The 23,374-nt window shown below is 66.4% G+C and carries 25 protein-coding genes; 14 read left to right on the top strand and 11 right to left on the bottom strand.

The features are described from left to right. Positions 1-4: 4 nt before the first annotated feature. Positions 5-886 carry an AraC family transcriptional regulator gene (locus SD37_RS23020; RefSeq protein ID WP_044855072.1) on the bottom strand — a complete coding sequence of 294 codons (882 nt, stop codon included), beginning with the start codon at positions 884-886 and terminating at the stop codon, positions 5-7. 83 nt (positions 887-969) lie between these two features. Here SD37_RS23020 and SD37_RS23015 point away from each other — a divergent pair, with 83 nt between their 5' ends. Continuing rightward, positions 970-1,878, top strand: coding sequence for an NADP-dependent oxidoreductase (locus SD37_RS23015; RefSeq protein WP_044855073.1), 909 nt, complete (start codon positions 970-972; stop codon positions 1,876-1,878). Positions 1,879-1,896: 18 nt separating this feature from the next. Here the strand turns inward: SD37_RS23015 and SD37_RS23010 are convergent, their stop codons facing one another. Then, positions 1,897-2,460, bottom strand: coding sequence for a helix-turn-helix domain-containing protein (locus SD37_RS23010; protein ID WP_044854945.1), 564 nt, complete (start codon positions 2,458-2,460; stop codon positions 1,897-1,899). A gap of 77 nt (positions 2,461-2,537) precedes the next feature. Between SD37_RS23010 and SD37_RS23005 the strand changes: the two genes are divergently transcribed. After that, the gene (locus SD37_RS23005; RefSeq protein WP_044854946.1) at positions 2,538-3,722 is read left to right on the top strand and encodes an MFS transporter; all 1,185 of its coding nucleotides are present in this window, start codon (positions 2,538-2,540) and stop codon (positions 3,720-3,722) included. On the opposite strand, the gene SD37_RS23000 is transcribed toward SD37_RS23005, so the two are convergent. The 5 genes from SD37_RS23000 to SD37_RS42760 all read right to left on the bottom strand — a co-directional run bounded on the left by SD37_RS23000 (position 3,699) and on the right by SD37_RS42760 (position 7,039). Beyond that, entirely contained in the window at positions 3,699-4,121 is a 423-nt protein-coding gene (locus SD37_RS23000; RefSeq protein ID WP_044854947.1) for a nuclear transport factor 2 family protein, read from the bottom strand. The genes SD37_RS23005 and SD37_RS23000 overlap by 24 nt on opposite strands. Positions 4,122-4,256: 135 nt before the next feature. Beyond that, positions 4,257-4,568: a DUF6355 family natural product biosynthesis protein gene (locus tag SD37_RS22995; RefSeq protein WP_044854948.1), complete on the bottom strand. Its 312-nt coding sequence runs from the start codon at positions 4,566-4,568 to the stop codon at positions 4,257-4,259. Positions 4,569-4,769: 201 nt separating this feature from the next. Then, positions 4,770-5,660 (bottom strand): AraC family transcriptional regulator, encoded by an 891-nt coding sequence (locus SD37_RS22990; RefSeq protein ID WP_044854949.1) that lies wholly within the window; start codon positions 5,658-5,660, stop codon positions 4,770-4,772. Positions 5,661-5,983: 323 nt separating this feature from the next. Further along, positions 5,984-6,316 (bottom strand): ankyrin repeat domain-containing protein, encoded by a 333-nt coding sequence (locus SD37_RS22985; RefSeq protein WP_044854950.1) that lies wholly within the window; start codon positions 6,314-6,316, stop codon positions 5,984-5,986. Positions 6,317-6,784: 468 nt separating this feature from the next. Beyond that, positions 6,785-7,039, bottom strand: a complete 255-nt coding sequence (locus SD37_RS42760; RefSeq protein ID WP_145926705.1) for a hypothetical protein — start codon at positions 7,037-7,039, stop codon at positions 6,785-6,787. 1 nt (position 7,040) lies between these two features. On the opposite strand from SD37_RS42760, the gene SD37_RS22980 reads away from it, so the two are divergent. The 3 genes from SD37_RS22980 (at position 7,041) to SD37_RS22970 (ending at position 9,083) form a co-directional block, all read left to right on the top strand. Next, positions 7,041-7,403 carry a hypothetical protein gene (locus SD37_RS22980; RefSeq protein WP_145926704.1) on the top strand — a complete coding sequence of 121 codons (363 nt, stop codon included), beginning with the start codon at positions 7,041-7,043 and terminating at the stop codon, positions 7,401-7,403. Positions 7,404-7,662: 259 nt separating this feature from the next. Further along, complete coding sequence (locus SD37_RS22975) at positions 7,663-8,565, top strand: class I SAM-dependent methyltransferase (RefSeq protein ID WP_065912937.1); 903 nt, start codon at positions 7,663-7,665, stop codon at positions 8,563-8,565. Further along, a complete protein-coding gene (locus tag SD37_RS22970; protein ID WP_044854953.1) occupies positions 8,565-9,083 on the top strand; it encodes a hypothetical protein in 519 nt (172 codons plus the stop codon). The genes SD37_RS22975 and SD37_RS22970 overlap by 1 nt, the downstream gene beginning before the upstream one ends. A 58-nt stretch (positions 9,084-9,141) precedes the next feature. Here SD37_RS22970 and SD37_RS22965 read toward each other — a convergent pair whose 3' ends face one another. Beyond that, a complete protein-coding gene (locus SD37_RS22965) occupies positions 9,142-9,579 on the bottom strand; it encodes a MarR family winged helix-turn-helix transcriptional regulator (RefSeq protein WP_044854954.1) in 438 nt (145 codons plus the stop codon). A gap of 79 nt (positions 9,580-9,658) precedes the next feature. Between SD37_RS22965 and SD37_RS22960 the strand changes: the two genes are divergently transcribed. Together SD37_RS22960 and SD37_RS22955 are read left to right on the top strand one after the other, a co-directional pair. Continuing rightward, on the top strand, positions 9,659-10,036 hold the full coding sequence (locus SD37_RS22960) for a VOC family protein (protein ID WP_044854955.1): 378 nt from the start codon (positions 9,659-9,661) through the stop codon (positions 10,034-10,036). Positions 10,037-10,193: 157 nt separating this feature from the next. Next, positions 10,194-10,838 (top strand): lytic polysaccharide monooxygenase auxiliary activity family 9 protein, encoded by a 645-nt coding sequence (locus SD37_RS22955; protein ID WP_044854956.1) that lies wholly within the window; start codon positions 10,194-10,196, stop codon positions 10,836-10,838. Between the two features lie 156 nt (positions 10,839-10,994). Here the strand turns inward: SD37_RS22955 and SD37_RS22950 are convergent, their stop codons facing one another. Together SD37_RS22950 and SD37_RS22945 are read right to left on the bottom strand one after the other, a co-directional pair. Continuing rightward, entirely contained in the window at positions 10,995-11,384 is a 390-nt protein-coding gene (locus SD37_RS22950; RefSeq protein WP_044854957.1) for a hypothetical protein, read from the bottom strand. 252 nt (positions 11,385-11,636) lie between these two features. Further along, positions 11,637-12,878 (bottom strand): pentapeptide repeat-containing protein, encoded by a 1,242-nt coding sequence (locus SD37_RS22945; protein WP_052675091.1) that lies wholly within the window; start codon positions 12,876-12,878, stop codon positions 11,637-11,639. Positions 12,879-13,152: 274 nt separating this feature from the next. Between SD37_RS22945 and SD37_RS22940 the strand changes: the two genes are divergently transcribed. The 6 genes from SD37_RS22940 (at position 13,153) to SD37_RS42755 (ending at position 21,348) form a co-directional block, all read left to right on the top strand. After that, positions 13,153-13,755 carry a hypothetical protein gene (locus tag SD37_RS22940; protein WP_044854958.1) on the top strand — a complete coding sequence of 201 codons (603 nt, stop codon included), beginning with the start codon at positions 13,153-13,155 and terminating at the stop codon, positions 13,753-13,755. Between the two features lie 175 nt (positions 13,756-13,930). Further along, positions 13,931-14,572, top strand: coding sequence for a hypothetical protein (locus SD37_RS22935; protein WP_044854959.1), 642 nt, complete (start codon positions 13,931-13,933; stop codon positions 14,570-14,572). 83 nt (positions 14,573-14,655) lie between these two features. After that, positions 14,656-15,201 (top strand): hypothetical protein, encoded by a 546-nt coding sequence (locus SD37_RS22930; RefSeq protein ID WP_145926703.1) that lies wholly within the window; start codon positions 14,656-14,658, stop codon positions 15,199-15,201. 439 nt (positions 15,202-15,640) lie between these two features. Then, positions 15,641-19,744, top strand: a complete 4,104-nt coding sequence (locus tag SD37_RS22925) for a WD40 repeat domain-containing protein (RefSeq protein ID WP_167369656.1) — start codon at positions 15,641-15,643, stop codon at positions 19,742-19,744. 182 nt (positions 19,745-19,926) lie between these two features. Beyond that, positions 19,927-20,445 carry an HAD domain-containing protein gene (locus SD37_RS22920; RefSeq protein ID WP_044854961.1) on the top strand — a complete coding sequence of 173 codons (519 nt, stop codon included), beginning with the start codon at positions 19,927-19,929 and terminating at the stop codon, positions 20,443-20,445. Positions 20,446-21,084: 639 nt separating this feature from the next. Beyond that, complete coding sequence (locus SD37_RS42755) at positions 21,085-21,348, top strand: hypothetical protein (RefSeq protein ID WP_145926702.1); 264 nt, start codon at positions 21,085-21,087, stop codon at positions 21,346-21,348. 290 nt (positions 21,349-21,638) lie between these two features. On the opposite strand, the gene SD37_RS22915 is transcribed toward SD37_RS42755, so the two are convergent. Further along, complete coding sequence (locus tag SD37_RS22915; protein WP_044854962.1) at positions 21,639-22,277, bottom strand: hypothetical protein; 639 nt, start codon at positions 22,275-22,277, stop codon at positions 21,639-21,641. A gap of 493 nt (positions 22,278-22,770) precedes the next feature. On the opposite strand from SD37_RS22915, the gene SD37_RS22910 reads away from it, so the two are divergent. Continuing rightward, positions 22,771-23,295, top strand: coding sequence for a hypothetical protein (locus SD37_RS22910; protein WP_145926701.1), 525 nt, complete (start codon positions 22,771-22,773; stop codon positions 23,293-23,295). Positions 23,296-23,374: the final 79 nt, after the last annotated feature.

The raw sequence follows: 23,374 nt of genomic DNA, 5'->3' as shown, positions 1-23,374 counted from the left end.
GGGACTAGCGATCCGATCGCCGGTATTTGCCCGGCGGGGTGCCGTAGTGGCGTTTGAACGCGGTGGCGAACGCGAATTCGGAGTGGTAGCCGACCTTACCGGCGACGGTGCTCAGTGGCGCGTCGGTGGTGCGGAGGAGGCGGGCGGCGGTGGTCATGCGCCACCAGGTGAGGTAGCGCAGCGGTGGTCCGCCGGTGAGGTCGGTGAACCGTTTGGCGAAGGGTGCTCTGGACATTCCCGCCAGTGCGGCCAGCGACGCGACGGTCCACGGGTGTGCGGGCTCCCGGTGCATGGCCGCCAGTGCCGCGGCGACCGCCGGGTCGGTGAACGCCGTCGCCCAGCCGGTCTCGGTGGTTTCCACCCAGGCGCGGAGGGCGTAGTGCAGGAGCGTGTCGAGAAGTGCGGGAATGACGCCGTCGGTGCCCAGGCCCGGCCGGGTCAGTTCGCCGGTGAGCAGCTCCACCGCGGCCTTCAGCTCGGAGCGGTCGTGGGTGGTGAGGTGAACGATCTCGGGTAGGTCCCGCAGCAACGGGTGCATGCCGGCGGGGGACAGCTCGTAGGCGCCGCAGAGCGTCACGGTGACCGCGCCTGTGCCGCCGGGATCGACGGCTGTGGGAGCACACGGGCGCGCGTTCGTCGCGCTGGCGGCACTGTCTGCCAGCACGTGGCCTTCTCCGTGGGGCAGGAGCACGACGTCGCCCGGTTCGAGCCGGACCGGTGCGCTCCGGTGGGGGAGGACGACGCAGGTGCCCCGCACCACCACCCGGAATCCGACGGCGCCCGGCACCGCCGGGAACCGCAGGGCCCACGGCGCGTGCCAGGTCTCCACGAAGGATCTCGGTCTGCCGGTGCGCATGACGGAGAGCACTTCGCTGAGTACGTCCACGACGGTCAGCATAGGACGATCGCGAAGGAATCGGGGACGTTCACACATGGATCGTCTTGATCACCGCCCTTATGGTCACGGACATGAGAGCAGCACGGATCCACCAGTACGGCGATGCGAACATGATCCGGATCGACGACCTCGCCCGTCCGGCACCCGGACCGGGGCAAGTGCTCATCCAGGTCGCCGCGACTTCGTTCAACCCGACCGAGGCGGCACTGCGCTCCGGAATGCTGCGCGACCTGACTCCGACGGAGCTGCCGCTGACCCTGGGCTGGGACGTCGCGGGCACGATCACCCAACTCGGTGACGGGGTGCCCGCGCACGCGGTCGGTGACCGGGTCATCGGCATGATCGGCGCCGCGGCCGCCGAGTTCGCGGTCGCCGACGCCACGGCGGTGGTCGCCGCACCCGTCACCATTCCGCTCGCCGACGCGGCCGCTCTGCCGCTCGCCGGACTGACCGCGTGGCAGGTGATCGAACGCGCCGGGCTCACCGAGGGCGAGCGAGTCCTGGTCAACGGCGCGGGCGGCGGTATCGGCGGATTCGCCGTGCAACTCGCCAAGCGGGCCGGAGCGTGGGTGATCGCCACGGCCGGTCCCCGCAGCACCCAGGCGGTCCGGCGGCAAGGCGCCGATCACGTCATCGACTACACCGCCACCCCGCTCGCCGATGCCGTCGACGGCCGGGTCGATGTCGTGCTGAATCTCGTCCCCCTGAACCAGGCGCAGGCGACCGCGGTGGCCGCACTGGCCCGGCCCGGCGGCCGCGTCGTCTCGGCGACCAACGTGATCGTGGCGCCCTCCGGGGTCACCGCCACGCACGTCGTCGCCGACAACGACCCCGTCCACCTGGCCGCGTTGGTGGGCCTCGTCGACCGTGGCGCGGTCACCGTCGACATCTCCGAACGCCGCACGCTCGACGACCTCGCCACCCTCCACCGCAGAAGCGAAGCAGGCGACATCCGCGGCAAGATCATCATCCGTCCGTGAGCAGGTTCCGGGAGAGGGTCACCGGGTACGGGCGCGGACGTGGATCCGTTCGCCCTGCTTGCCGAAGAGGCTGAGCACCTCGACCCCCTCGGGGCCGGCCGCGCCGAACCAATGCGGCGTCCGGCAGTCGAACTCGGCCGCCTCGCCGGGCCCCATGACGACCTCCTGGTCCCCGAGCACGAGCCGAAGCCTGCCCCGGAGCACGTAAAGCCACTCGTATCCGGTGTGCGTGCGCGGGCGGGGCGCCTCGTCGTCGGGCGGGATCGTCATCTTGTAGGCGCGAGGCTCGCCCTGGTGCCGGGTGAGCGGGATGAGGACTCGCCCGTCCGGGGGCAGCGGTGGTTCCAGCACCCTCGGTGAGGAGACGATTTCGTCGACGCGCAGGCCCAGCGTGGCGATGACCGGCAGGATCAGTTCGAGGCTGGGCTTGCGCTGCCCGGATTCGAGGCGGGACAGGGTGCTGGTGGAGATGCCGGTGGCGCGGCTGAGTTCCACCAGCGTCGTCCCCTTCTTCTCCCGGGCGCGACGCAGCCGGGGAGCGATCAGCTCGATCGCCGCGGTGACGGCGGGTTGTGTCTCCATGAGGCCAGACCACCAGCTCGTCCCGGTTTCGGCAACTTTCTTTGCTGAAACCGCCAAACCCGCCCGATGCTGGCGCCATGATCGAAACCAACCGGCTCCCCACCGGCGTCTATCTCCTCGCTTTCAGCCTCTTCGCGATGGGGAGCGCCGAGTTCCTGATGGCCGGGGTCCTGCCCTCGGTCGCCACGGACCTCGGCGTCTCCCTCTCCTCGGCGGGCGCGCTCATCACCGCGTTCGCCCTCGGTGTCGTCCTCGGCGGCCCGCCGTTCGCCGTGCTCAGCTTGAAGTGGCCACGACGCACCGCGCTGATGACCACACAGGCCGTTTTCGCCGCCGCCATCGCGGCGGGCCTGCTCGCCGACGACTACTGGACCCTGCTGGTCACCAGATTCGTCGCCGGTCTCGCCTACGCCGGCTTCTTCGCCGTCGCCGCGGTGACCGCGATCAGCCTGGTGACCCCCGACCGCAACGCCCGTGCCTCCGGCGTCGTCGTCGCCGGACTCAGCGTCGCCATGGTCGCCGGAGGACCCGCCGGCACCTTGCTCAGCAACCTCACGGACTGGACCGGCGGCTTCTGGGGCGTCGTCGCGCTCACCCTGCTGGGCGTGGTCGCCTGTGCTTCCGGCCTGCCCGTCACCGCGGCGTCGGCAGAACCCAGCCTCGCCGCGGAACTGCGCGCGATGCGGACCCCACGCCTCTGGGGTGTCTACGCGATCACGATCCTGAGCACCGCCGCGTACATGGTGTCCTTCAACTACCTGGCCGCGGTCCTCGCCGACGTCACCCGCGTTCCCGCTGTCTGGATCCCCGCGATACTCGCGCTTTTCGGCATCGGCGCCTTCGCCGGTCTCTCCCTCGGCGGCCGGATCTCCGACCGGCGGCCGCACCACGCGCTGCTCGGCGGGGCACTCGGCATCGCCCTGTTCTCGGCCCTGCTCGCCCTCTTCGCCGCGTCCACCTGGATCGTCGTGCCCTTGGTGTTCCTGCTGGGCGTCGCGGCGTTCGTGCTGAACCCGGCCCTGTACGGCCGGGTCTTCGCGATCGCCGCTTCCGCGCCGACGCTGGCCGGTGCCACCACGGTGTCGGCCTTCCAACTGGGCATCAGTCTCACTCCCGCCTTCGCCGCCGGGGTGCTGAACCTGGGTGCCTCGGTCACCGCGGTGTTCTGGATCGGCGCGGCACTGGCATTGGTCACGATCCCGTTGGTGATCCTCGATCGCTCACCGCGTACCGACTGGTCACCCGTCCCGTCGTCCCGGTGACCGTGGTTGATCGTGAGACACGGTCAGGCCGGTGGCTTGCGACCAGACACAACGCCACGTGCCGTCGGCCTTGGTGTAGACGTCGGTGTGCCATGCCTCGTGCCGCGGGATGTCCGCGCCGTCGACGGTGACTTCGATGACGCACCGGTAGCGGAGGACGACGACGTCGGTGCCGACGATGGCGTCCACGTCGCCGGTCAACCCCAGTTCCCGGTAGGCGACCCGCCCGGTGGTGAGGAGATCCAGGTATTCGGCCTTCGTCCACACGGTGCCGGTCGGGTTGCACAACCGGTACTCCGCGGCGTGCAAGCGGTCGTAGGTGCCGCGATCCACGTCGAGGAGACATCGGATCCGATCCTGCTCGGCCTTGATCACCTGGCCGGCCACATCGTCGGTCATATCCGCTCCTTTTACTTCTTCGGTCTGGTCGGCGACACCTGCGCCCACAATCAGTCGGAAGGCGTAGAGGTGGTTTCTCGCTGACGTCGAATGGCGGGGAGTGGCCCGGCGGATCGCCGGGCCACTCCTGTCCACTCAGCAGACGTGGTCGTACCAGGCGTTGTTCACGTCTCCCGCGCCACCGAGGTCGGTGATTCCGCGATTGGGGATGTGTTTCCATCCGTCGGTGGTCCTCGTGTAGTCGACCCAGATCCAGATGCAGCTGTCCGCGCAGTGGTTGTAGTAGGCGGTGACGGCGGTCTTGTAGAACCCGCACACCTCCATGGACGTGGGCTTCGCGGCGTAGGCCGTCGTTGTCTCCGCCGGCGCCGCGACGGCGGTGGCTCCGGCGAGGGTCATTCCCGCGACCACCGACGCGGCGATCGTGGAAGCTTTGAGCAAGCGCATTTCTCTGTCCTATCTTCTGGCGACGAATGATTTCTGGCTACAACGCGCGACAGTTCCCTGCCCGGGTGAAAAGGAATCGAGTATCCTTTTTTCGGCAGGTCTCTGGCACGCTCACAGACTAGAAGGGGCGCGGTGTTCGTGGATTGGAAGAATGTCGTCTTTCATCAGGATTGAGTGCGCGTCCATCGATCGGACGAAAGGCTAGAAGAGCGGGCGGCCCGCTTCCAGGTTGGTGCCGGTCAGTGGGGTGGGGCGCAAGCTGAAGAGGCTGCCGAGATGGAGGTCGGTCGCGCTCCCGGGTCGCAGCAACGCCGTCGGGGTGCGATCGATCAGCAGGCGAAAGTCACGGTTGAGGTGCGCCTGATCGGTGTACCCGCACATGGCGGCGAGCGTGGGCAGCGGCGGCGGGTTCGTGCCTGTCAGAAGCCGGATCGCTTGGTGGCATCGGGCTACCCGCCCGACGGCTTTCGGTGGTAGCCCGACTTCCCGGTGGAAGCGGGTGGCCAGATGTTGTCGGCTCAGACCGGCCCGTTGCGCGAGGTCGTCGACCTTGACCGCGCCGCCCGATACGGTCAGGCTGCGCCAGCTGCGGTCGAGTGGCTCGGGCAGTTCCGGTGCGTCCAGGAGCCAGCTCGCCAACCGCCGGTCGAGGATCCGGAACCGGTGGTTCGAATCCCTCGCTTCCTGTAGCTCTTCCCGCAGAATCCTGGCTCGTACGCCCAGAAGATCGTCGATTCCCACACTGGCGTGGCTGATTTCCCGCAGTGGCAGGCCGAAGAGTGCTCGTGCGCCCAGCGGGGTCAGCTCGACGATGACCCCTCGCTCCCGGCCCACCCGCGTGTAAGTCAGCGGCTTGGTCGACAGCCCGACGACCGGGGAAACCGCCGCCAGCGGTGAGCCGGCCACGTGATGCCGGACAGGCGTGTCCAGATCGATCACCACCACGACCGAGTTCAGCGCGGCCACGGTACGTGTCTCCGGCACCGGTGCGATTCGCTGGAAAGCCAGGTAGAAGCCGACCCAGCGCGTCAGGCGACGATCCGGCAAACGGGACATCCAGAACTCGTCGTCGGACGACGAAGCCTCCGCCATCGCTGTTCCCCTCGGTTCCGGCGATGCTGTGCGACATCGTGGCACGGAATGATCATGGCAGGACATGCGCTCTCTGCGGGGCTGTCCAACTGTGAATGAACCGAAAAGAGCAGCCATGACTCCGATCCAAGGGGCGTGTCCGTCACTAACCTCGAATTCGCGTTCTCGACCCGACGAGTACACCTCGAAACGGGTCTTTTCGGCAGATTCCTATCCGGCCGCGGCACTTTCGTCTCACACGACCTCGTCCGCCTGTTCCTGCGCGAGCCGGCGGAGAACGAACTCGACGAGGCCGAGCGTGGGGAGGCGTCCCGCCGGTACGGCTACGACCAGGGCGTCTGGTGTCCGCGGTTGATCCAGTTGCGCATGATGTCGGCGGCGAGCCAGTGTCCGAGGATCTCCGCCTCCTCGACGACTGGGATCCCGTTGCGGCGCCGGAGGGGATCGGCTCCGCGGGCGAGCAGGAACGCGGTGATGTCGGCGTGCGGAGGTTCGCCGGTCTGGACGTGACTGTCGTGCTCGACATCGACGGCATGGCGCAGCAGGGTCCAGCCGTCTCCATTGTCGTCCTCGACGTCGTGACCGGCGTCGAGCAGATCCCGAAGCTGAGACAGGCTGTGGAGTTCGACTGCTTGGTGAGCTGGTGACCAGTTCATAAGGGGCTGTTGTCCCCTTCGCGGTCGGCTGGACGACGGATCGCTCGCGCTGGGGCTCCGCCGAACGCGATTGCCCGCACGGCGCCATGATCACGGGCACCAGCGGGGTGACATACCCGGGCTCGATGGACGTGCATGTTCCCAACATGCCAGATCAGCCTCTCTGCTCGTCCGCCACCGCGACAGGGCCCCGAGCACCGGTGTCTTGACGAGGCTGCGATCTCCTGCCAAGCTCATGTGACAGGTCGCCATGTGATGTCACAGTTGTGCTCGGATCAGGGTGGCGTATTGGGGGTCGTGTCGAAGGTGGCAATCCATACGCGGTGCTGAGGCGGGTGTGTGACGAGCGCGCGTCGCGTCAATACGGCGAGGCTGGCCTCGGTTATCGTCGATCCCCTGGGGTGGTGCCGGGTATGACGGTCTCGTCGTCGATCGCGCTGAGCAACTACAGTGCCACCCCGTCCGAGGTCAGGAGCAGATTTTTTCAATGAACAGATCCTGGGCTATTCTCGCCTCGGTAAGCCTGCTGCTAGCGGCTTCAGCCTGCGGCGGTCCGGACGAAAGTCCCACACCTCCTCCTTCGTCGTCGTCGAGCAAGCCGGCACCGAGCAAATCTGCCCCCAGTAGCACGCCGCCTGCCTTCACCCCTGCGATCTCCCCGGCGAAGGTGACCGCCGCCTGCCCGTTCCTCGGGGCCGGAGAACTCGCCCCGATCATCGGCATCGTGGGTATCGTCGCCACGGAAGAACCACCCGGAGCGACCAAGACGGCGCCTGAGTACACCTGCGCTTACGCAACCGACGGTCAGCGGACCGAAACGAGGCCAAGGCTCTACTATTTCGCCTTCGCCAAAGCCAATCCCAACACTCCGGTCTTCACGACGGCCGAGAACTGCCCTGGCCCGAACACGCCGATCCCCGGGGTCGGAGACGCCGCGATGTACTGCGACCTGGATGACTACTGGACCACGCTCGCCGTCGCCAAGCGCGTACACGGAGAGACCAGGATGCTGAATCTCCATCTCCCGCAGCTCCGGAAGAAAGAAGGCTACATTCAGGTGGCGAAACTTTTGGGAGAGCGACTGTAATCCGCGAGGTCTCTTTCTTCACACTTGGAGGCAGCGGCGCAAGCGATTCAGCAGAACCGGGTGAAGCGCATCATTATGCTGGCATCGATGATCAGGACTACCATTCAGGTGCGACGGCAGTCAGCTTTTCATCGAAGCGGCCATCCCCGGTGAGCTGGACGAACTCGAGATGAGGTGCACGCCGCGATCTCGATCGAAGTGAAGCCAGGCTGACCGTGCCCGACGGCCGCTCTGCGAGCCTCAACGCTAGGGTTCGACCGTGGCCGTGCTGGAGATCTCGGATCTGGTCGTGTCTTGGGATGTGCGCACCGGCGAGCGTGTTCCCGTCCGCCGAGCGGAGGTGGTCGCCCGGCTGCAAGCGGCAGGGGACCGCCCAGCCGCCCGGGTCGTACGCCGGTTGCCGGTGATCGGCGAATATCTGGATCCCGCCGCGGTGGACCGGCTCCTGGTCCGGGTGCACACGGAACTGCAACGGCTCAACGAAGAACTGCACATGCCCCGCCGGTTCGCCGAGTTGCTGATGCCGATGCTCGCCGTCGCCAGGGCGAGTGGCCGCCGTTTGCGGGTGGTGGACGTCGGCTGCGGGCTGGGGTTCACGGTGCGGAGCCTGGCCGCTTCCGGTGTGCTGGGCACGGACGTCGAACTGGTGGGCGTGGACTTCAATCGCGCCCTGGTAACGGAAGCGACCAGACTGGCGAAGGAGGAGCAGCTTCCGTGCGCGTTCGTCTGCGCGGACGCGTTTTCGCTGACCGAGGAGGCCAGTGTCTACCTGTCGAACGGGGTGCTGCACCATTTCGAGGCCGGCAAGTTGCCGGAGTTCTTCCGCGCTCAGGACCGGGCCACCACGGTGGGATTCATCCACTACGACGTCGCCGCGACCCGGCTGGCCCCGCTGGGCGCCTGGTTGTTCCACCGCGCCAGGATGCGAGAGCCACTGGGCCGTCACGACGGTGTCGCGTCCGCGCGGCGCGCTCACGGGGATTCGGTCGTGCTTTCCGCCGCCGCGGCGGCTGCGGGAATGAAGACATTCCTGTTCGAATCGTTCAGGCACACCAACCCGTTCTGCGCGGCGATGAGGCCGGTCGTCGGAATTCGCCCGGAGCTGGCCACCGAGTTCCGTCGTGCACTGGGCCACCGGGCACGCAGGCTGGTCGCCGGCTGATGGCGGCAGTGGTTCCGCTCGTCCTGGGCTTGCTCGCGCTCGTGGACAGCGGTTTCGCGGGATTCCGGGCCGCGACCGGCCGCAACGCCCGGATCGGCAAGCGCTCCTACTTTCTGCTGGCGGTGCGACGAGGACTCACGGGCGGAGCGATCGGGCTCGGACTTCTCGCCTTGCTGATCGTGGTGACCCTCGCCTGTTCGGCGGATCCGGACGCTCGTTACGGCGGACTGCTCCGCGCGGGCACGCGCATGCTCCAGGTGCTGGCGCCGTACGCGGCGCTCGTGGTGGCGTCACTGCTGGCGTATTGGCTGCTGCCGATGCGGGGGAGTACGTTCGTGATCCTCGTCGGCCTGGGGCCGTTCACCTTGCTGCGGCCCCTGATCGTGCTCGGCGCCCTGGTGTGGTCGGTGGCAGGGTCGAGCGACTGGCTCGCGTGGGTGGTCGCTACCGCGGCCGCGGCCGGGGTGCTGGCCGTCGAGCCGGTCATCCACCGTCGCTGGTACCAGGCTCCCGTGTGACCGGTCGACCACCGCGGAATCCGGCCGTGGCGGCGTGCACTCAGATCCAGTGGGCGAGTCAAGCTTCGACATCGCGGGCAAGGCGCTCGAGATATCGGGCGAAGGTGGCTCGGTCGGAGGAACTCCAACCGGCGGTGAGTTCGACGAACTTCGCTCGCTGCCACTGGTGTGATTGGTCGAGCAGGTCCTGTCCGGCAGCTGTCAACGCCACTACGCTGCGACGAGCGTCTGAGTGAGCCCGTCGTTGCTCGAGGTAGCCCTTCTCGGCCGCTGCGGCGACCATCCGGCTGGCTCCGGAGCGGTCCAGACCGAGCTGCCTGGCCACCTGGCCGATCGTTACCTCGCCCCCGGTACGCCGAAGCGCGTCGACGGCGTCGACGACGAGAACGTGCTGGGGCACCGACGCGTCGTCTCCTGTCTCCAGTGCGACACCACGGGCCCATCGCCGCGACCAATACCGCACGAGCCGGAAGAGTGCGGGCCCACCATCGTCCATGCGGCAAGTCTAGCCAAAACGTGCGGATCGCACCTATAGTACGTGCGAATCGCACGCTTCTACTGGGGAGGTTCGTCCAGTGACCGTGGTCCTCAACCACACCATCGTCCGCGCCGCCGATCAGGACGCGGCAGCGTTGTTCTTCGCCGAGCTGCTCGACCTGCGGGTCGGGGAGCGTGCAGGGCCGTTCACCCCGGTGCGGGTCAACGGCGACTTGACCCTCGACTTCGACGAGCGTCACGCCGTCGTCGCCGGTCACTTCGGGTTTCTTGTCGACGACACCACCTTCGACGGCCTGATCGCGCGTCTGGAGCGGTGGCCCCACGTGCCATACGGGTCCGGCCCCGAAAACGGTTGGGACCGGTCGATCAACCACCTGGGTGGCGGGCGTGGCGTCTACGTCGGCGACCCGAACGGCCACAGCTACGAGTTCTTCACGGCTGTGCCGCCGGCCTGATTGCTCGATTACCTCATCTCTCGATGAGTGCACGTGGTCTAGGGCGACCGTCGCGCACACGCGAAATCGCCCGCGCCCGACTTTCGGGCCTACACGCCGGTGTGACGGCAGGCCTACCTTGGGGGTGGTCTAGACCTCTCATGAGAGGAACTTTGCGATGAGATTTTCCCGCTCCGCCGTCAAAGTCGCGATACTGACCGCCGTGTTCGGCACGGTCTCGGCGTTCGTCGCCGTCCCCGCCCTCGCGCACGGCTCAATGAGCAATCCGATCAGCCGGATCATGCAATGTTTCCAGGAAGGTCCGGAAAACCCGCGCTCCGCCGCGTGCAAGGCCGCCATCGCGGTGGGCGACAGCTGGCCGATCTACGACTGGGACGAGGTCAACATCGCGGACGCCAGCGGCCGCAGCCGTGAGATCATCCCGGACGGCAAGCTGTGCAGCGCCGGCCGGAGCAAGTACAAGGGGCTCGACCTGCCCCGCGCCGACTGGCCGGCGACCACGATGCCGGGCAGCGGCCCGTACACCTTCAAGTACCAGCGGACCGCCGCGCACCCGGGCACGTTCGAGCTGTACGTCACCAAGCCGGGCTACGACCCGACGAAACCGCTCAAGTGGTCCGATCTGGAAGACACCCCGTTCTACAAGCAGGACAATCCGCCGGTCGTCGGCAACGCCTACCAGCTGCGGGCGAACCTGCCCGGCGGGCGTACCGGCAGGCACCTGATCTACTCGATCTGGCAACGCCACTGGCCCGACTCCGGCGAGGCCTTCTACACCTGCTCGGACGTGATCTTCCCCTGACCTCCACGACCCGGCCGCTGCCGGAGATCGTACGGTCCGGGCGGCGACGTACACCGACGGCTCACCGCAGCGAACGGCGCCGCCGTCGATCGGCAGGCCGCGCCTTGATGCACAGACCTTGCCCCACCGGTGGCTACACCGGTGGGGCAAGCTTTCTCAGCACAGAATGAGAATCCCGTCCGCCTTGTCGTGTGCCGCCGCCGGCAGATCACCCCAGTTACCGGGGAGAGATTCCCAGATCACGTCCCAGTAGCCCACCCAGTCCAGCAGAAGCACGGTGTGGGTCGACTTGTTGTCGATCGACGCGATCCTGTCGATGGCAGGGGACCCCGCCAACTTGTACAGACCACACGCGTTCTGCTGAAAAACCATGTTCCCGCCGGTGAGCCAGTCGTACCCGCAGAAGTAGTTCGCCGTACACGAGTCGTAGTGCTGTACGCCTGCCCCGGATCCGGTACGCGCTTCGTACGCGGATGCCACCCCGGCTCCGGTACCGGCCGTGAGAAAGAGAATCGCGCCGATCGCGATGCCTGCCGCCGAACGCACCCTTCTGGATTTCAAGTCGTCCTCCCAAGTCGCTCTTGCCTGCCTGCCACGGAGGGAGCCCTCAGTGAGCAGATTCCATGTCCAAACACCGGTGGTGTAGTCACAGTGCACCGAAGCCTTTGCGGAAACCTTGAACAAACCTTGCGACGCGATGACCTACCTTGGCCGGTGGTTCGCCGACGCCCCTCGGCGTGAGTCAGGCCGCACCAGGATTCTCGGCAAGCTGCACGGCGGCGACCTGAACCGCGCAGGTCACCGCCGAGTCACCGGTATCAGGCTTTGCCAGTCATCTCCGGAGTCCGGCCACGGCCCGCCCTCGGCCTTCGACGGTACCCAGCCGTCTGGCCAGCTTGAGCGGGCCGCCGTTCGCGCCCAGGTTCCCTTGAACATCTTCTGGCGCTGCTGCGGTGCGCGTTTGAACGTCGCTTCGCGGAACCTGACGTCCCGGAGGAATACCGCTTCGGGGAACCTTATGTCCTGCTCGAATGTGGCGCGGGTGAACCAGACATCGCCGTGGAAGATGGCGCCGCCCAGCCAGGCGTCATCGAGGAATTCCGTGCCCGTGAATCGGGCGTCTCCATGGAAGTTGGTACCGCGGAACCGTACGGGTCCCTGAAAGGACACGTCGCGGAACCTCGCGTCCTTGACGAAGGTGGCGTTGCTGAACCGGGCGCTGCTGGAAAACGTGGCATGGTCGAACTCGGCGTGGTCGAGGAATGTCGTTCCGCCGAAGTCCGTGTCGCCGGTGAAGGTCGCCTCGGTGAACCGGGCGGACCTGACTCGGCAGCGTTGGAACCGGAAGTCGATCAGCGTGGCACCGGTCAGGTCCAGATCGACATCCGGCCAGAATCTGTCCGTGTCCGGTTGCGCACCGGGTCGCAGGTGCTGCGCGAGGATCCGTTGGGCGGCGATCCGGACCTGGCGTTCCTGCGCTATCCCTGATGAAGCTGGTGAATCCTGCTCGGGGTCGGCGGCCACTTCGAAAGGCATACGCAGGTACGCGCAGAGCACATTGACCACCGTGTACCGCTGCGATGGTGTGTTCTGAGCCAGTCGTTCGAGTGCGTAGAGCCCGCCCAGCCGCACCGGGGCCTTGTCTGACCCAAGCTGTTCCACGGCCTTCGCGTACAACTCGGTGATCCGCCGCTCGGCCGCGTCCGTCTCGGTCTGAGCCGAAAGGTGCTGCTGGTGGGCCAAGGTGTCGGCGGCGACTGCCTCCGCATGCCGCTGGACGCGCTCCTTGTGCTCGAGATCCCGCCGCTTCTCCACCAGGTCCTGCTCGGCCGTCTGTTGCCGGCGGGCGGCGAGGAGCAGACCGATCGCGCCGCCGGCGCCGAGCACAATCGTGCCGACGGTCCGGATCGCTTCCAGCCCGAGGCCGTACACCGCCAGCAGCGGCCAGCTGAGGCCCGCGGCGACCAAGATCAGGACGACCGAGGTCCACGCAATCACTCGGTTGGAGAGAACCTTGCCCGCCCCGGGCTGCGACGTCATCGGTAGATCGTCATTCAAATCCCATCTCCGGTGGTATCCGCCAGAGCGGCGATTCCATCGGACCGGCGAGAGCCGTCTGCAGTGTCTCGGTGGGATGCCGGCCACCGGGGGAGCGTCGGCAGGGACGAGGGATGCAGTAGCGGCATGCGGCGCATGTCGGTTCCGAAGCAGCCGATCCTCCCGACCCGTCAGATCGGCTCGTTGGTCGCGCTTACCCCGGTGAGCGGACGAAACTGGGGTAAGCGCCGCTCCAGATGCGCCTACCATCGCCATCATGACGACGTGGCGCCGATGGTTCCAGCTCGACGAGTGTTCCGACGAGCTCGGTCAGGACGAGCAGCTGTTCCTCGGCGGACTTCAGCAGGCGGCGGCCCGGTGGGACGTCGGCTACGCCGCGAGTTGGGCGATTCGGGACGAGGAGGAGCATCCGTGTTTGATCGCCGCCGTGTCGCTCAGTGATCCCGTCCGACGTATCAGTTTGGGCGAGTTCGGCGTCCACTACCGGGACCACCACGCGCGAGGCGATCTGCTGCACAGCTGCCTGCATGAACTCCCGGACGAGCCGAGTCCGATCGCGCTCGATGTCGGCGGTACCCCCGAAGAGGTGGCCGTCGAGTGCGCGGCGTGGTTCGAGACCATCCTGCGCAGACCCGTCAAGTACAGCAGCTGGCGGAACCACCACGGTCAACTCTATGCCGAAGGCTGGAAGTTCAGCGACGACGAGGACGAGGTCGAGCTGAGCCAGTCCTACATCCCTGCCCTGGCGCCCCGTAAACAGCGCAGGCGTCTGCTCCGCGGAGGGTTCGTGTTCGGCCGGGGCTGGAGGCAGGTCAAGGGCATCGAGGATCCACCCTCGCACGAACGACGCGTGCGTTAGCAACGCGGAATCACTCGAGTGGAGTTGCCGCGACTGTCTGCCAACGACGGTCCCAACCCTGCAATTTCCTTGCCGCGCAAGACTTTCTGGAGCCTGCCACACCTCACACTGGTAGCCGCTACTGCAGAGGGCTTGGTGATCGATGCGGTCGTTGACCGCTGGGAGTTGACTCGACATGGTGATCACGACGTGGGTTCAGGCGGCCGGGACCGTGTTGCTGGGGTTGGTCGGGCTCTGGTTCGCACACAACTATCGGCGGCAGATCCGGCTCAAACTCGCCGAACGTCAGGTCGAGGCGTACGTGCGGCTCTGGGCGCTGACCGCGCCCGCAGCCCCGTTCCGCGCTACTCCCTTGGAGCCCGCAGAGCTGAAGAAGCTCTACGACGACATGAGCAAATGGTACTTCGACGACGGTGACGGCATCCTCACCTCGTCCGCGGCTCGTGATCTGTTCGTAGGCGTCCACAGCAATCTCATCTGCCCGTTCGGCGAGATGAAGCCGGCCGTACTGGCCGCGCAACTCGCCGCGTTGTCCCCGGCCGACGCCGAACGCCGTCGCGGTTGCGCGATCATCCGCCAGATATCCCTCTTGCGAACCCAGCTGAAGAAGGACTTGGCCATGCACTTCGGCGTCGGCTACTACCCCGACCTTCAGCCCGATGATCGAGCCTTTCTGGTCAGCTGTGGTCTGTCTCCCCGGCGGCGGCCGTGGCGACCACGTCGGCTGCGCCCCGCAGACCGGCCACGCGTCAACTCATGCGTGTGTGGCGCCTGTCCAGCGAAGGCTTTACCCGACGCGGGACATCCTGATTCCTGAACATGGTCACACGAAGGCCACTCCTGGTGTCCTCGCGTCGTGAACATCCGCTCATGCCGATGAGAGGACGTTAAAGTCGGCAGGTGGACGATGTCTCAGTGCGAACGGCACTCTTGGTGGCGAAGGTGGCGGAGTCCCATGGTGTCCTACAGCCGGGCGACTGGCCGGATGTCGCGGTCAGCCTGCTTCTGGAGGGCAATGAAGATCCTGAGATCGCCGAGCTGGCCGGCCTGAGTCGTCGGGTGAACGGGTGGGATACCGAACCACTGGTGGCTGCCGCGTGCGAGCGGTACGAGGTCTCACTTCCCAGCCAGGAAGAGTCAACGGATCTTGTCGCCAGGTTGATGGCGGATGACCTCCGTGCCCGCCCGGCCGTGGTCACCGCGCCGATGATTCGCCTCATGGCCCGATTCGGGTCAGCGGATTTCGCCTCGGATTCGGCCCACCGTTGCTTCGCCGCGGAGGAGTATCTGGATTGCGACTGTGCGGAGGTCGATCTTGAGTTCGAGGTGGAACTGCAGTCGATGCCGACGCTGGGGCTACCCGCGCCCGTCGTGCAGGCAATCGCGCGATCACTGCGTTCGACTCTCCCAACGGCTCAACCCCCTCACGGGCATCGCGATCGCTGATCGCGCGCAAGGTTCGAGCTCGAGAACGAGGCGTAGCCGGGCCGCAGCTAACGCACTGACATGCCGATGAGTGCACCCCTGCCGGGGCGGGTTCGCGCTGAGGCGTTGCCGGTCGGATTCGAGGTGCTCGGCTACGCGGTGCCGCACCTGCTCTCCACCGCGGAGGCACTGTGACAAGGCCAGGTTGGCCGCGCACCTACCGCGTCTCCGCCATCGCCGACCTGCGGCTTCTGCCCGGCAAAGTCCACCCGCACGGCCACCGACCCGGATGGCTGGCATCGCCCCACATGACCGAGACGATCCAGGAGATAGCCCGTCTCTTTCCGCCCCACTGAACGTGAATCGGTTCACGCGAACGAGTGAAAGCCCATCAGGCTCTGTGCGGCTGCGGGGACGATGGCGGCATCTTTGGCCGAGTGACGTGATCTGCGGAGGTTTCGTGTCGTCTGATGCGCTGCATCGCACTGTTCTGGTTGTGGACGTGGAGCAATTCAGCGGCCGGAAGAACCCGCAACAGAGGAATGTACGCAACGCCCTCTATGCGGCCTTGGCTCATGCGCTCGGCTCGCACTGGAGCGCCTGCCATCGCGAAGACCGGGGTGACGGTGTGCTTCTTCTGGCACCGGCGGATGTTCCGAAGCAGCTGTTCGTCGAGCAGGTGCCCGGTCGCCTGGTAAAAGCGTTGAGCAGGCACAACCGGGCGCACGGGACCGGCGAGCAGATCCGGCTGAGGATGGCGGTGCACGCCGGGGAAGTCCTGCTCGACGCGCACGGCGCGGCCGGCGTCGCGATCAACCACACGTTCCGGTTGCTCGACGCGCCGCCGTTGAAGGACGCCCTCGCCGGGTCGGCCGGCGTGCTCGCGGTGATCACTTCCGACTGGTGGTTCCGTGAAGTGGTCTGGCACAGCGCTGCCGATGAGACCCGCTATCGGCCCAAACGCGTCCGGGTCAAGGAAACGGAGACGGTGGGGTGGATCTGCCTGCCGGACGACCCGTACCCGCCCGACGTCAGCCAGGCGGAGTGGCCGGAGGACGTCTGCCCCTATCCGGGTCTGCGTGCGTTTCAACCTGACCAAGCGCGGTGGTTCTTCGGCCGTGAGACGGCCTTGTCGGTGTTGATGGACAAGATCGATCACCGCGGCGGGCCGGTCTTCGTCGTCGCACCGTCCGGTGCCGGCAAGTCGTCGCTGCTTCGAGCAGGCGTGACAACCGCGGTCGCCGACAGTGGACGCCCATGGCTGTTGCTCACCCCGGTGAAGGAGCCCTGCGAGACACTGGCACAGCAGGTCGCGCAGCTCGTCGACGGCAGCGTGGACGGCGTGCTTTCCGCAGTCGGATCTGATCCAGCCCAGCTGGCAAGCATGCTGCCTGACGGGACTGTCGTCGTGGTGGATCAGTTCGAAGAGGTGTTCACCCTGTGCGCCGACGAGGCCGAGCGGCGGCGTTTCATCGCCGCGGTGATCGCGATGCGTGCGGTTCTCGGGGTGCGGGGCGACTTCTACGACCACTGCCTCGCTGACGATCAGCTCGCGACGTTCCTGCCGGCAAGCCAGTTCAACCTCCAGGCGATGACCCCGGCCGGGTTGCGAGCGGCCATCGAGCGGCCGGCTCGGCAGATCGGCGTCGACGTCGAGCCGAGTCTGATCGAGGTCCTCCTGCACGAGATCGGGACGGATGCGGGCGGGCTCCCACTGCTGGCCCACGCCTTGGCCGTCACCTGGCAGCGACGCACGGGCGACAAGCTGACGTTGGCGGATTATGACCGGACCGGGCGGATCCAAGGCGCGATCGCGGCCACCGCGGACGAGGCCTACGCGCGTTGTTCCACGGCCGAGCAGCGCGCGATCTTCCAGCACATTCTCATGCATTTGGTCGTGGTCAGGCACGACGCGCCACCTGCCAGGCGGCGCGCGGATCCGGCCGACCTCGTCAAGGGTTTCGACGCACCGCAGACCGCTGAGACAGTTCTCGGCTGGCTGATCGAAAAACGTCTGGTCACGCTGGACGGCAACGCCGTCGAGCTTTCCCACGAAGTGTTGCTGCGGGCGTGGCCGCAGCTCGGCACCTGGATCGAGACGGGCCGCAACGATCAGGTCATCCGGCAGCAGCTGATCGAGGCCGCCGAACAGTGGGAGAGAGAAGGGAAACCGGTCGGATCGCTGTATCGCGGCGATCGGCTGGCCATCGCGAGGGGGTGGCAGTCCAGGAGTGAGCACCGCGGCGCCCTCACGCCGCTCGGAGCGTCCTTCCTCGGCGCGTCGATCCGGCACGAAAGCAGGCGGGCCAAAGTTCGTCGAACGGCGGTCACGATGCTGGCCGTTCTCGGCCTCGTCGCGTCCAGCGCCGCTGTCTACGCCTTCCAGCAACGCGACATCGCCCAGGAACAACGTGACGCCGCGATCTTCAACAAGGTCACCGCCGAGGCGAACCGGATACGGACCATCGACGTGTCGCTGGCGGCCCAGCTCGATCTCGTCGCCCACCGGATGCGCCCGGCCGATCCGGACACGGGCACCCACTTGATCGTCGACGCGAACGCGCCGCTGTCCGCCACGTTGCCCTCGGGCGCCAAGGACGTCAGCGTGGTGGCGTTCAGTCCCGATGGGCGAACGTTGGCCACCGGCAGCGGCAGCGGTGACAGACTCGTGCGGTTGTGGAACGTCGCCGATCCGGCCCGTGCGGTGCTGCTGAACGAAACCATCAGTCACGGCGAAGCAACCCGTGCGCTGGCGTTCAGCCCGGACGGACGCACTCTGGGCACCGGCGGCGCTGACAACACGGTGCGGCTGTGGAACGTCACCGACCCAGCCCGCCCTGAGGCGCTCGGCACTCCGATCACGGGGCACGCCAAGACGATCCGGTCGTTGGCGTTCAGTCCTGACGGGCGGACGCTGGCCAGCGCGGGCGACGATCGGACCGTACGGCTGTGGAACGTCACCGACCTCGCTCGGCCCACGGCGCTCGGCCCGCCGATGGCCAGGCACACCGACACCATCTACTCCGTGGTGTTCAGCCCTGATGGCCGGACTCTGGCCACCGGCGGCGACGATCGGACAATACGGCTGTGGGACACCGCCGCGCCGGATCGAGCCGAACCCTTCGGGCCACCGTTGACCGAACACACCGGGCCTGTCCATTCGGTGGCGTTCAGTCCCGACGGACGGACGCTGGCCAGTGCGAGCAACGACCGGACGGTGCGGCTGTGGAACGTTGCCGACCCGGCTCGCCCGGTGGCGCTGGGCCGGCCGATCACGGGGCATGCCAGCGCGATCCGATCGGTGCTGTTCGGGCCCGGTGGGCGGACGCTGGCCACCGGCGGCGACGACTACACCGTGCGGCTGTGGACCATCACCGACCCCGCCCGCCCCGCGCCCATCGGCGCGCCGATCACCGGGCATGCCGACGGCGTCAGGTCGATGGCGTTCAGTCCGGACGGCCGCATCTTGGCCACTGCCAGTGGCGACCGGGCGGTAAGGCTGTGGAACATACCCGACACTGTCCTAACTGGACATACGGGGGAAGTCAAGGCGTTGGCGTTCAGCCCTGACGGGCGCATCCTGGCCACCGGCGGCGGCGACCGGACCGTCCGGTTGTGGACGCTGGCCGATCGGCAGCAGCTGGGCCGGCTGCTCACCGGCCACCAAGACGACATCAACGCCTTGGCGTTCCGTCCGGATGGCCGCGTGCTGGCCACCGGCGGCGGCGACCGGACCGTGCGGCTGTGGAACGTCACTGATCCAGCTCGCCCGGCGCCCATCGGCGCGCCGATCACCGGGCATGCCGACGGCGTCCGGTCGATGGCGTTCAGCCCGGACGGCCGAATCCTGGCCACCGGCGGCGATGTGAAGGACGAGAACACCGTGCGGTTGTGGGACGTCGCCGACCCGGCCAAACCCGTGCTGCTGGCCCGGATCGTGATCGGACCGGACGCCAACGCCTTGGCGGTGGCGTTCAGCCCGAACGGACGAACTCTGGCGACGGGCACCGAATACAGCGATGTCGCGGTGTGGTTGTGGAACATTTCCGATCCGGCTAAGCCCACGTTGCTGGCCGGACCCCTCAAAGGGCACCAGAACGATATACGCCAGGTTGCGTTCAGCCCGGATGGGCGGACCTTGGCCAGCGGCAGCGACGACGAGCAGGTGCGGCTGTGGGACGTCAGCGATCCTGCTCACGCCACACCGCTCGGCGAATCCCTTGTCGGCCATACCAACCCCGTCTTGGGGGTGGCGTTCAGCCCAGATGGGCACACGGTGGCCAGCGCCAGCAGCGACAACACCGTGCGGCTCTGGCGGACTGCCGACCGGACGCAGTCGGGTCAGCCGCTCACCGGCCACCAGGCCGACGTCAACGCGGTGGCGTTCAGCCCCGATGGCGCCACCCTCGCCACTGGCAGCCATGACCACACCGTGCGGCTGTGGGACATGACCGTGCCCCAAGCCGTGCACAGCATCTGCGCCATCACGGGGAGCACACTCACTCGCGAGATGTGGGACAAGTTCGTGTCGGCTGAGCTGCCGTACAGTCCGCCGTGTTCCTGAGACAGGGGTTGACGTGGCTCGACTCCAGCGCCTCGGAGCGTGGGACCGGCCACATGTGCGTGCGATCCGGCGCGTCTACTGGGGAAGTCTTCCTGACATCGAATCTCTTGATCGCGGTGACGAGCTGAGCGTAGTTCAACGTCGGTGCCGAGGACAGCCTGATCAGCAGCTACCGTGCGGTCGTGACAGGTTCTGGACAACTACCGCTGCTCTTCCTCGACGTCGACGGGCCGCTTATCCCGTTCGGCGCCCCAGCTGACCAGTACCCGATCTATCGGTCCCGCCTCGATTTACCTGCGATCGGCTCGAACCCGCTCCTGGCCCGGGTCAACCCCGGTCACGGACTCCGGCTGTCCGCGTTGCCCTGCGAGCTGGTCTGGGCCACTACTTGGACCTCCGATGCCAACGAATGCCTTTCCCCGCGATTGGGCCTTCCGCCGTTGCCGGTGGTGGACTGGCCAGAGCCATCCGACCTTGATGAACAGGACGCACGCGACGGACTGCACTGGAAGACCCGAACCCTTGTCAACTGGGCGGCAAGACGCCCGTTCGCCTGGGTCGACGACGAGATCACCGACATAGACCGACACTGGGTGCACACCTGCCACGCGGCACCCGCGCTACTGCATCGCGTCGACCCACGACAGGGCATCACCGAGGCCGACTACACCACCCTCGGTGAGTGGCTGCACAGAGTCTGACGACCATCCGCCTACCAGTCAGCTCCTCCTCGGATCCTCGCGTTTCGGATAGATACCGGAGACGCGCCGTCCGCTCATGCCGCAATGAAGACCTTCGGGCAGGCGGCTGAACCTGCGCACGCTGCTCGGTCGCCGCAGGCGTCACTGATCATGGTGACGCCACTGTGAGACAACGAACTCTCTGTCTCTGGCTTGAGGCGGTCGTATCGATCTTGAGCATGGGGCGCAAGGCCTTCGGGAGCTCCTGCTCTGGTGTCGCCTGCCGCCAAGGAGAGCCGCGTGCAGAAAGGGCGAGGCGTGGCCGGTTTCATGCTCTACGGATATCGTAGACAATCGATATGAGTGAGCACGTTTGTCGCGACAACCCTGTATTTATATGATTTTTTATCGAAAGCGGAAGCAGTGTGGCGAAGTTTCCATGTTCGAGCAATCCCAGTCATTCTGCGTGAATCAGGATGCTGATCAGATTTCGCGATCTTGCACCGATCTGCTCCGATCGGGTGGGAAGGCGAAAGTGCAGGGTGCAACGAGGATGAAGTGCGGTAGTAGTAGATATTGTTCGGATACCATCCGACGGAAAGGGTGATAATGAAAAGACTTGGACTGGTAGTCGGCGCACTCGTGGCGACACTGTTGCTCATGGGGGTACCGTCCGCCCCTGCGGCCCAGCAGGTCGCGGCTGTCCCGTGCTCCACCTGGCAGTACAACACCGATGCAGGAAAGCCCATCTACAGCGGCAGTAATGGCACTGGACTTGTCGGATATACCGCTAATGGCGGGTTTGTGAATGTCACCGGGTTCGCCAACGACTTCCGTTATGGGAACTTCTACAACTCCAGCAGTGCTTGGTACAACGTGGGCTACATTTACATCGCCCACATCCATTATGTGCGCTGCTGGTAGCCGCGGAGGCGTCTTGCCCGGCGAGTGAGCGTCTGCATTCAGGTCACGACCTGTAATTTACCAGTATCGATGGCAAGGTTTGTATCAATTACTTACACTGCCCGCAAGAGGAGTTACGGTGAAGGCCGGGCGATTCCGGTCCGCGATCATCATCGTGCGGTCCAAGCGCGAGCCGTCAGGGGCAACGACGGCGGGGCAGCTTGATCGGAGCTGTTTCCTCTCATCAAATCAGCGGAAGCGCACGCTTATGCCGAGTTGAGTGCGTTGCCGGACGCCGAGATCGCAGCAGTTCAGCCGAGCTGGAACCGTTGTAGTCCGGCGCGGCCGAGAAGGATGCCCCTCGTTTCGACCATGGCTTGAGCGGCCGGACCGATGCGGTAGCCAGTCAGCCGTCGGCCATTCTGATCTTTGATGCGGGCCGGACGAGTCGTGGCTGTCAGCGCCGACCGAACCGCACGTGTCTGCCGCAGGAGGACCTGGTGGGTGGAGTCACCGACTTCGTCCACAAACCAGCGTGTGGCCAGCCTGCCGGCATCAAAGTACGGGCCGCCTTCCGGGTGCCGGTACCGGGCGTCGTGATCGCAGTACGTACCGCCGGGATCATGTCGGCGCGTTGAGCGCAGGAGTTGCATGATGGCAGCGATTGGTGGTCCGTCCGGCAGCGGGACGCCATCGGCGAGCGTGACGGTTGATGGCAGGCTCGCGCCGATCGGCAGGTGCAGAAATGCCTGAACTCCACGGCTGCCGCAGGCCATCGCGTTTGCCAGCGAGCAGTGGAGGTGGAGGGGGTGAAGCCCCAGCGGTCCCGGCTGCGAGCACTGCCATCCGGCGTCCGGGAACGTGTCGTGCAACGCCAGGTCGAACGCGCCTTCATCCTCGGGCAGCAACCAGGTTCCGACATTCATGGTCCGGGAGCCCGCGTACGCCATTATCCAGATGGTATGTCATGCCGATCGGCCATGATCCGGTGCACTCCTTCATACCGATGATCGGATGCTGGATGTCGTGTTCCTGTCGTTAGCACCGATTCACCGTCGATGGGCCCGGACGCACGGCCCGACCGTTTCGGATGCGGCACCAATGACTTTCGAGCTGTGTCGGCCGTGCCGTATGGCTCACCGATCGTCTGCGGGTCCGACCACCCGCGCCCGCCACAACCTCGCCTACTGGAAGGGGAGGTTGTGGCTACCCGTCCGGCTGATGCTCCCGACCCCCTACGCAGATCAACCAGTGCTGGTGGGAAGTTCGCCGTGCGGAGCGGGCAGTCCAACGCACCCTCATGCCGCTGACCAGCGCCCAACTGCACGCTCATGCCGACGAGCGGACGTTCGACAGTCCGGATCGACGGTGACAACCCGATCGATACGGGATGCGGCGACTCGGTAGATTCGACTGCCGGAGGTGAGCGTCCACATGGAACTTATGAGACTGGAGATCGAGCGGTACGACTGGGCCGCGATGAGATGTGGGTGCCAGCGTTCATCAGGACACCTCGCTGAAGACCTGGTGGCGGTGGCACAGGGAATGGAGGGCACGGATCTGGTCGACCACGTGGTGGCGCCCGGTGACGTGCTGGTCGAAGCGTCGTTGCCCACTCTGGCCGTGGCGCTGGCTGCGATCGCTGGCGACCTCGCGGAGCAGGCGCGGGCCAAGTTCTTCCACCTCATCCTCTGTCTCATCGGGGACAATGGGCACGCGCACGGGCTGTCCGAGGGAAGGAATCCTGTCGCGGAGTGCCGTGAACTGGCACGCACTGGACTATGGATGTTCTACAGCGAGGTGTTTGCGGGGCACTCCGGATCGCTCGCCGCCGTCTACGCTTTCGAGATCGTGAGCATCCTCGATGAGGACGGGGCTAACCGGGATCGGGTACTGCGGGTGCAGGCTGCCGCAGCAGAGCGACTGCCGTGGGACCTACGCCCGCCACGTTCGCCTTTCGAGGATTGATCGGCGGCCGTCGCCATCAGGGAATAATTCGCGTCGCGATCCATCGCACTCACATGCCGCTGAGCGTGCTCGCTCCTCG

Origin of the sequence: Amycolatopsis orientalis (genome assembly GCF_000943515.2) — a bacterium.
Classification (GTDB): Bacteria; Actinomycetota; Actinomycetes; order Mycobacteriales; family Pseudonocardiaceae; genus Amycolatopsis; species Amycolatopsis orientalis.
Note: the sequence above shows the minus strand (reverse complement) of the source record. Positions and strands in the feature narration are given on the sequence as shown.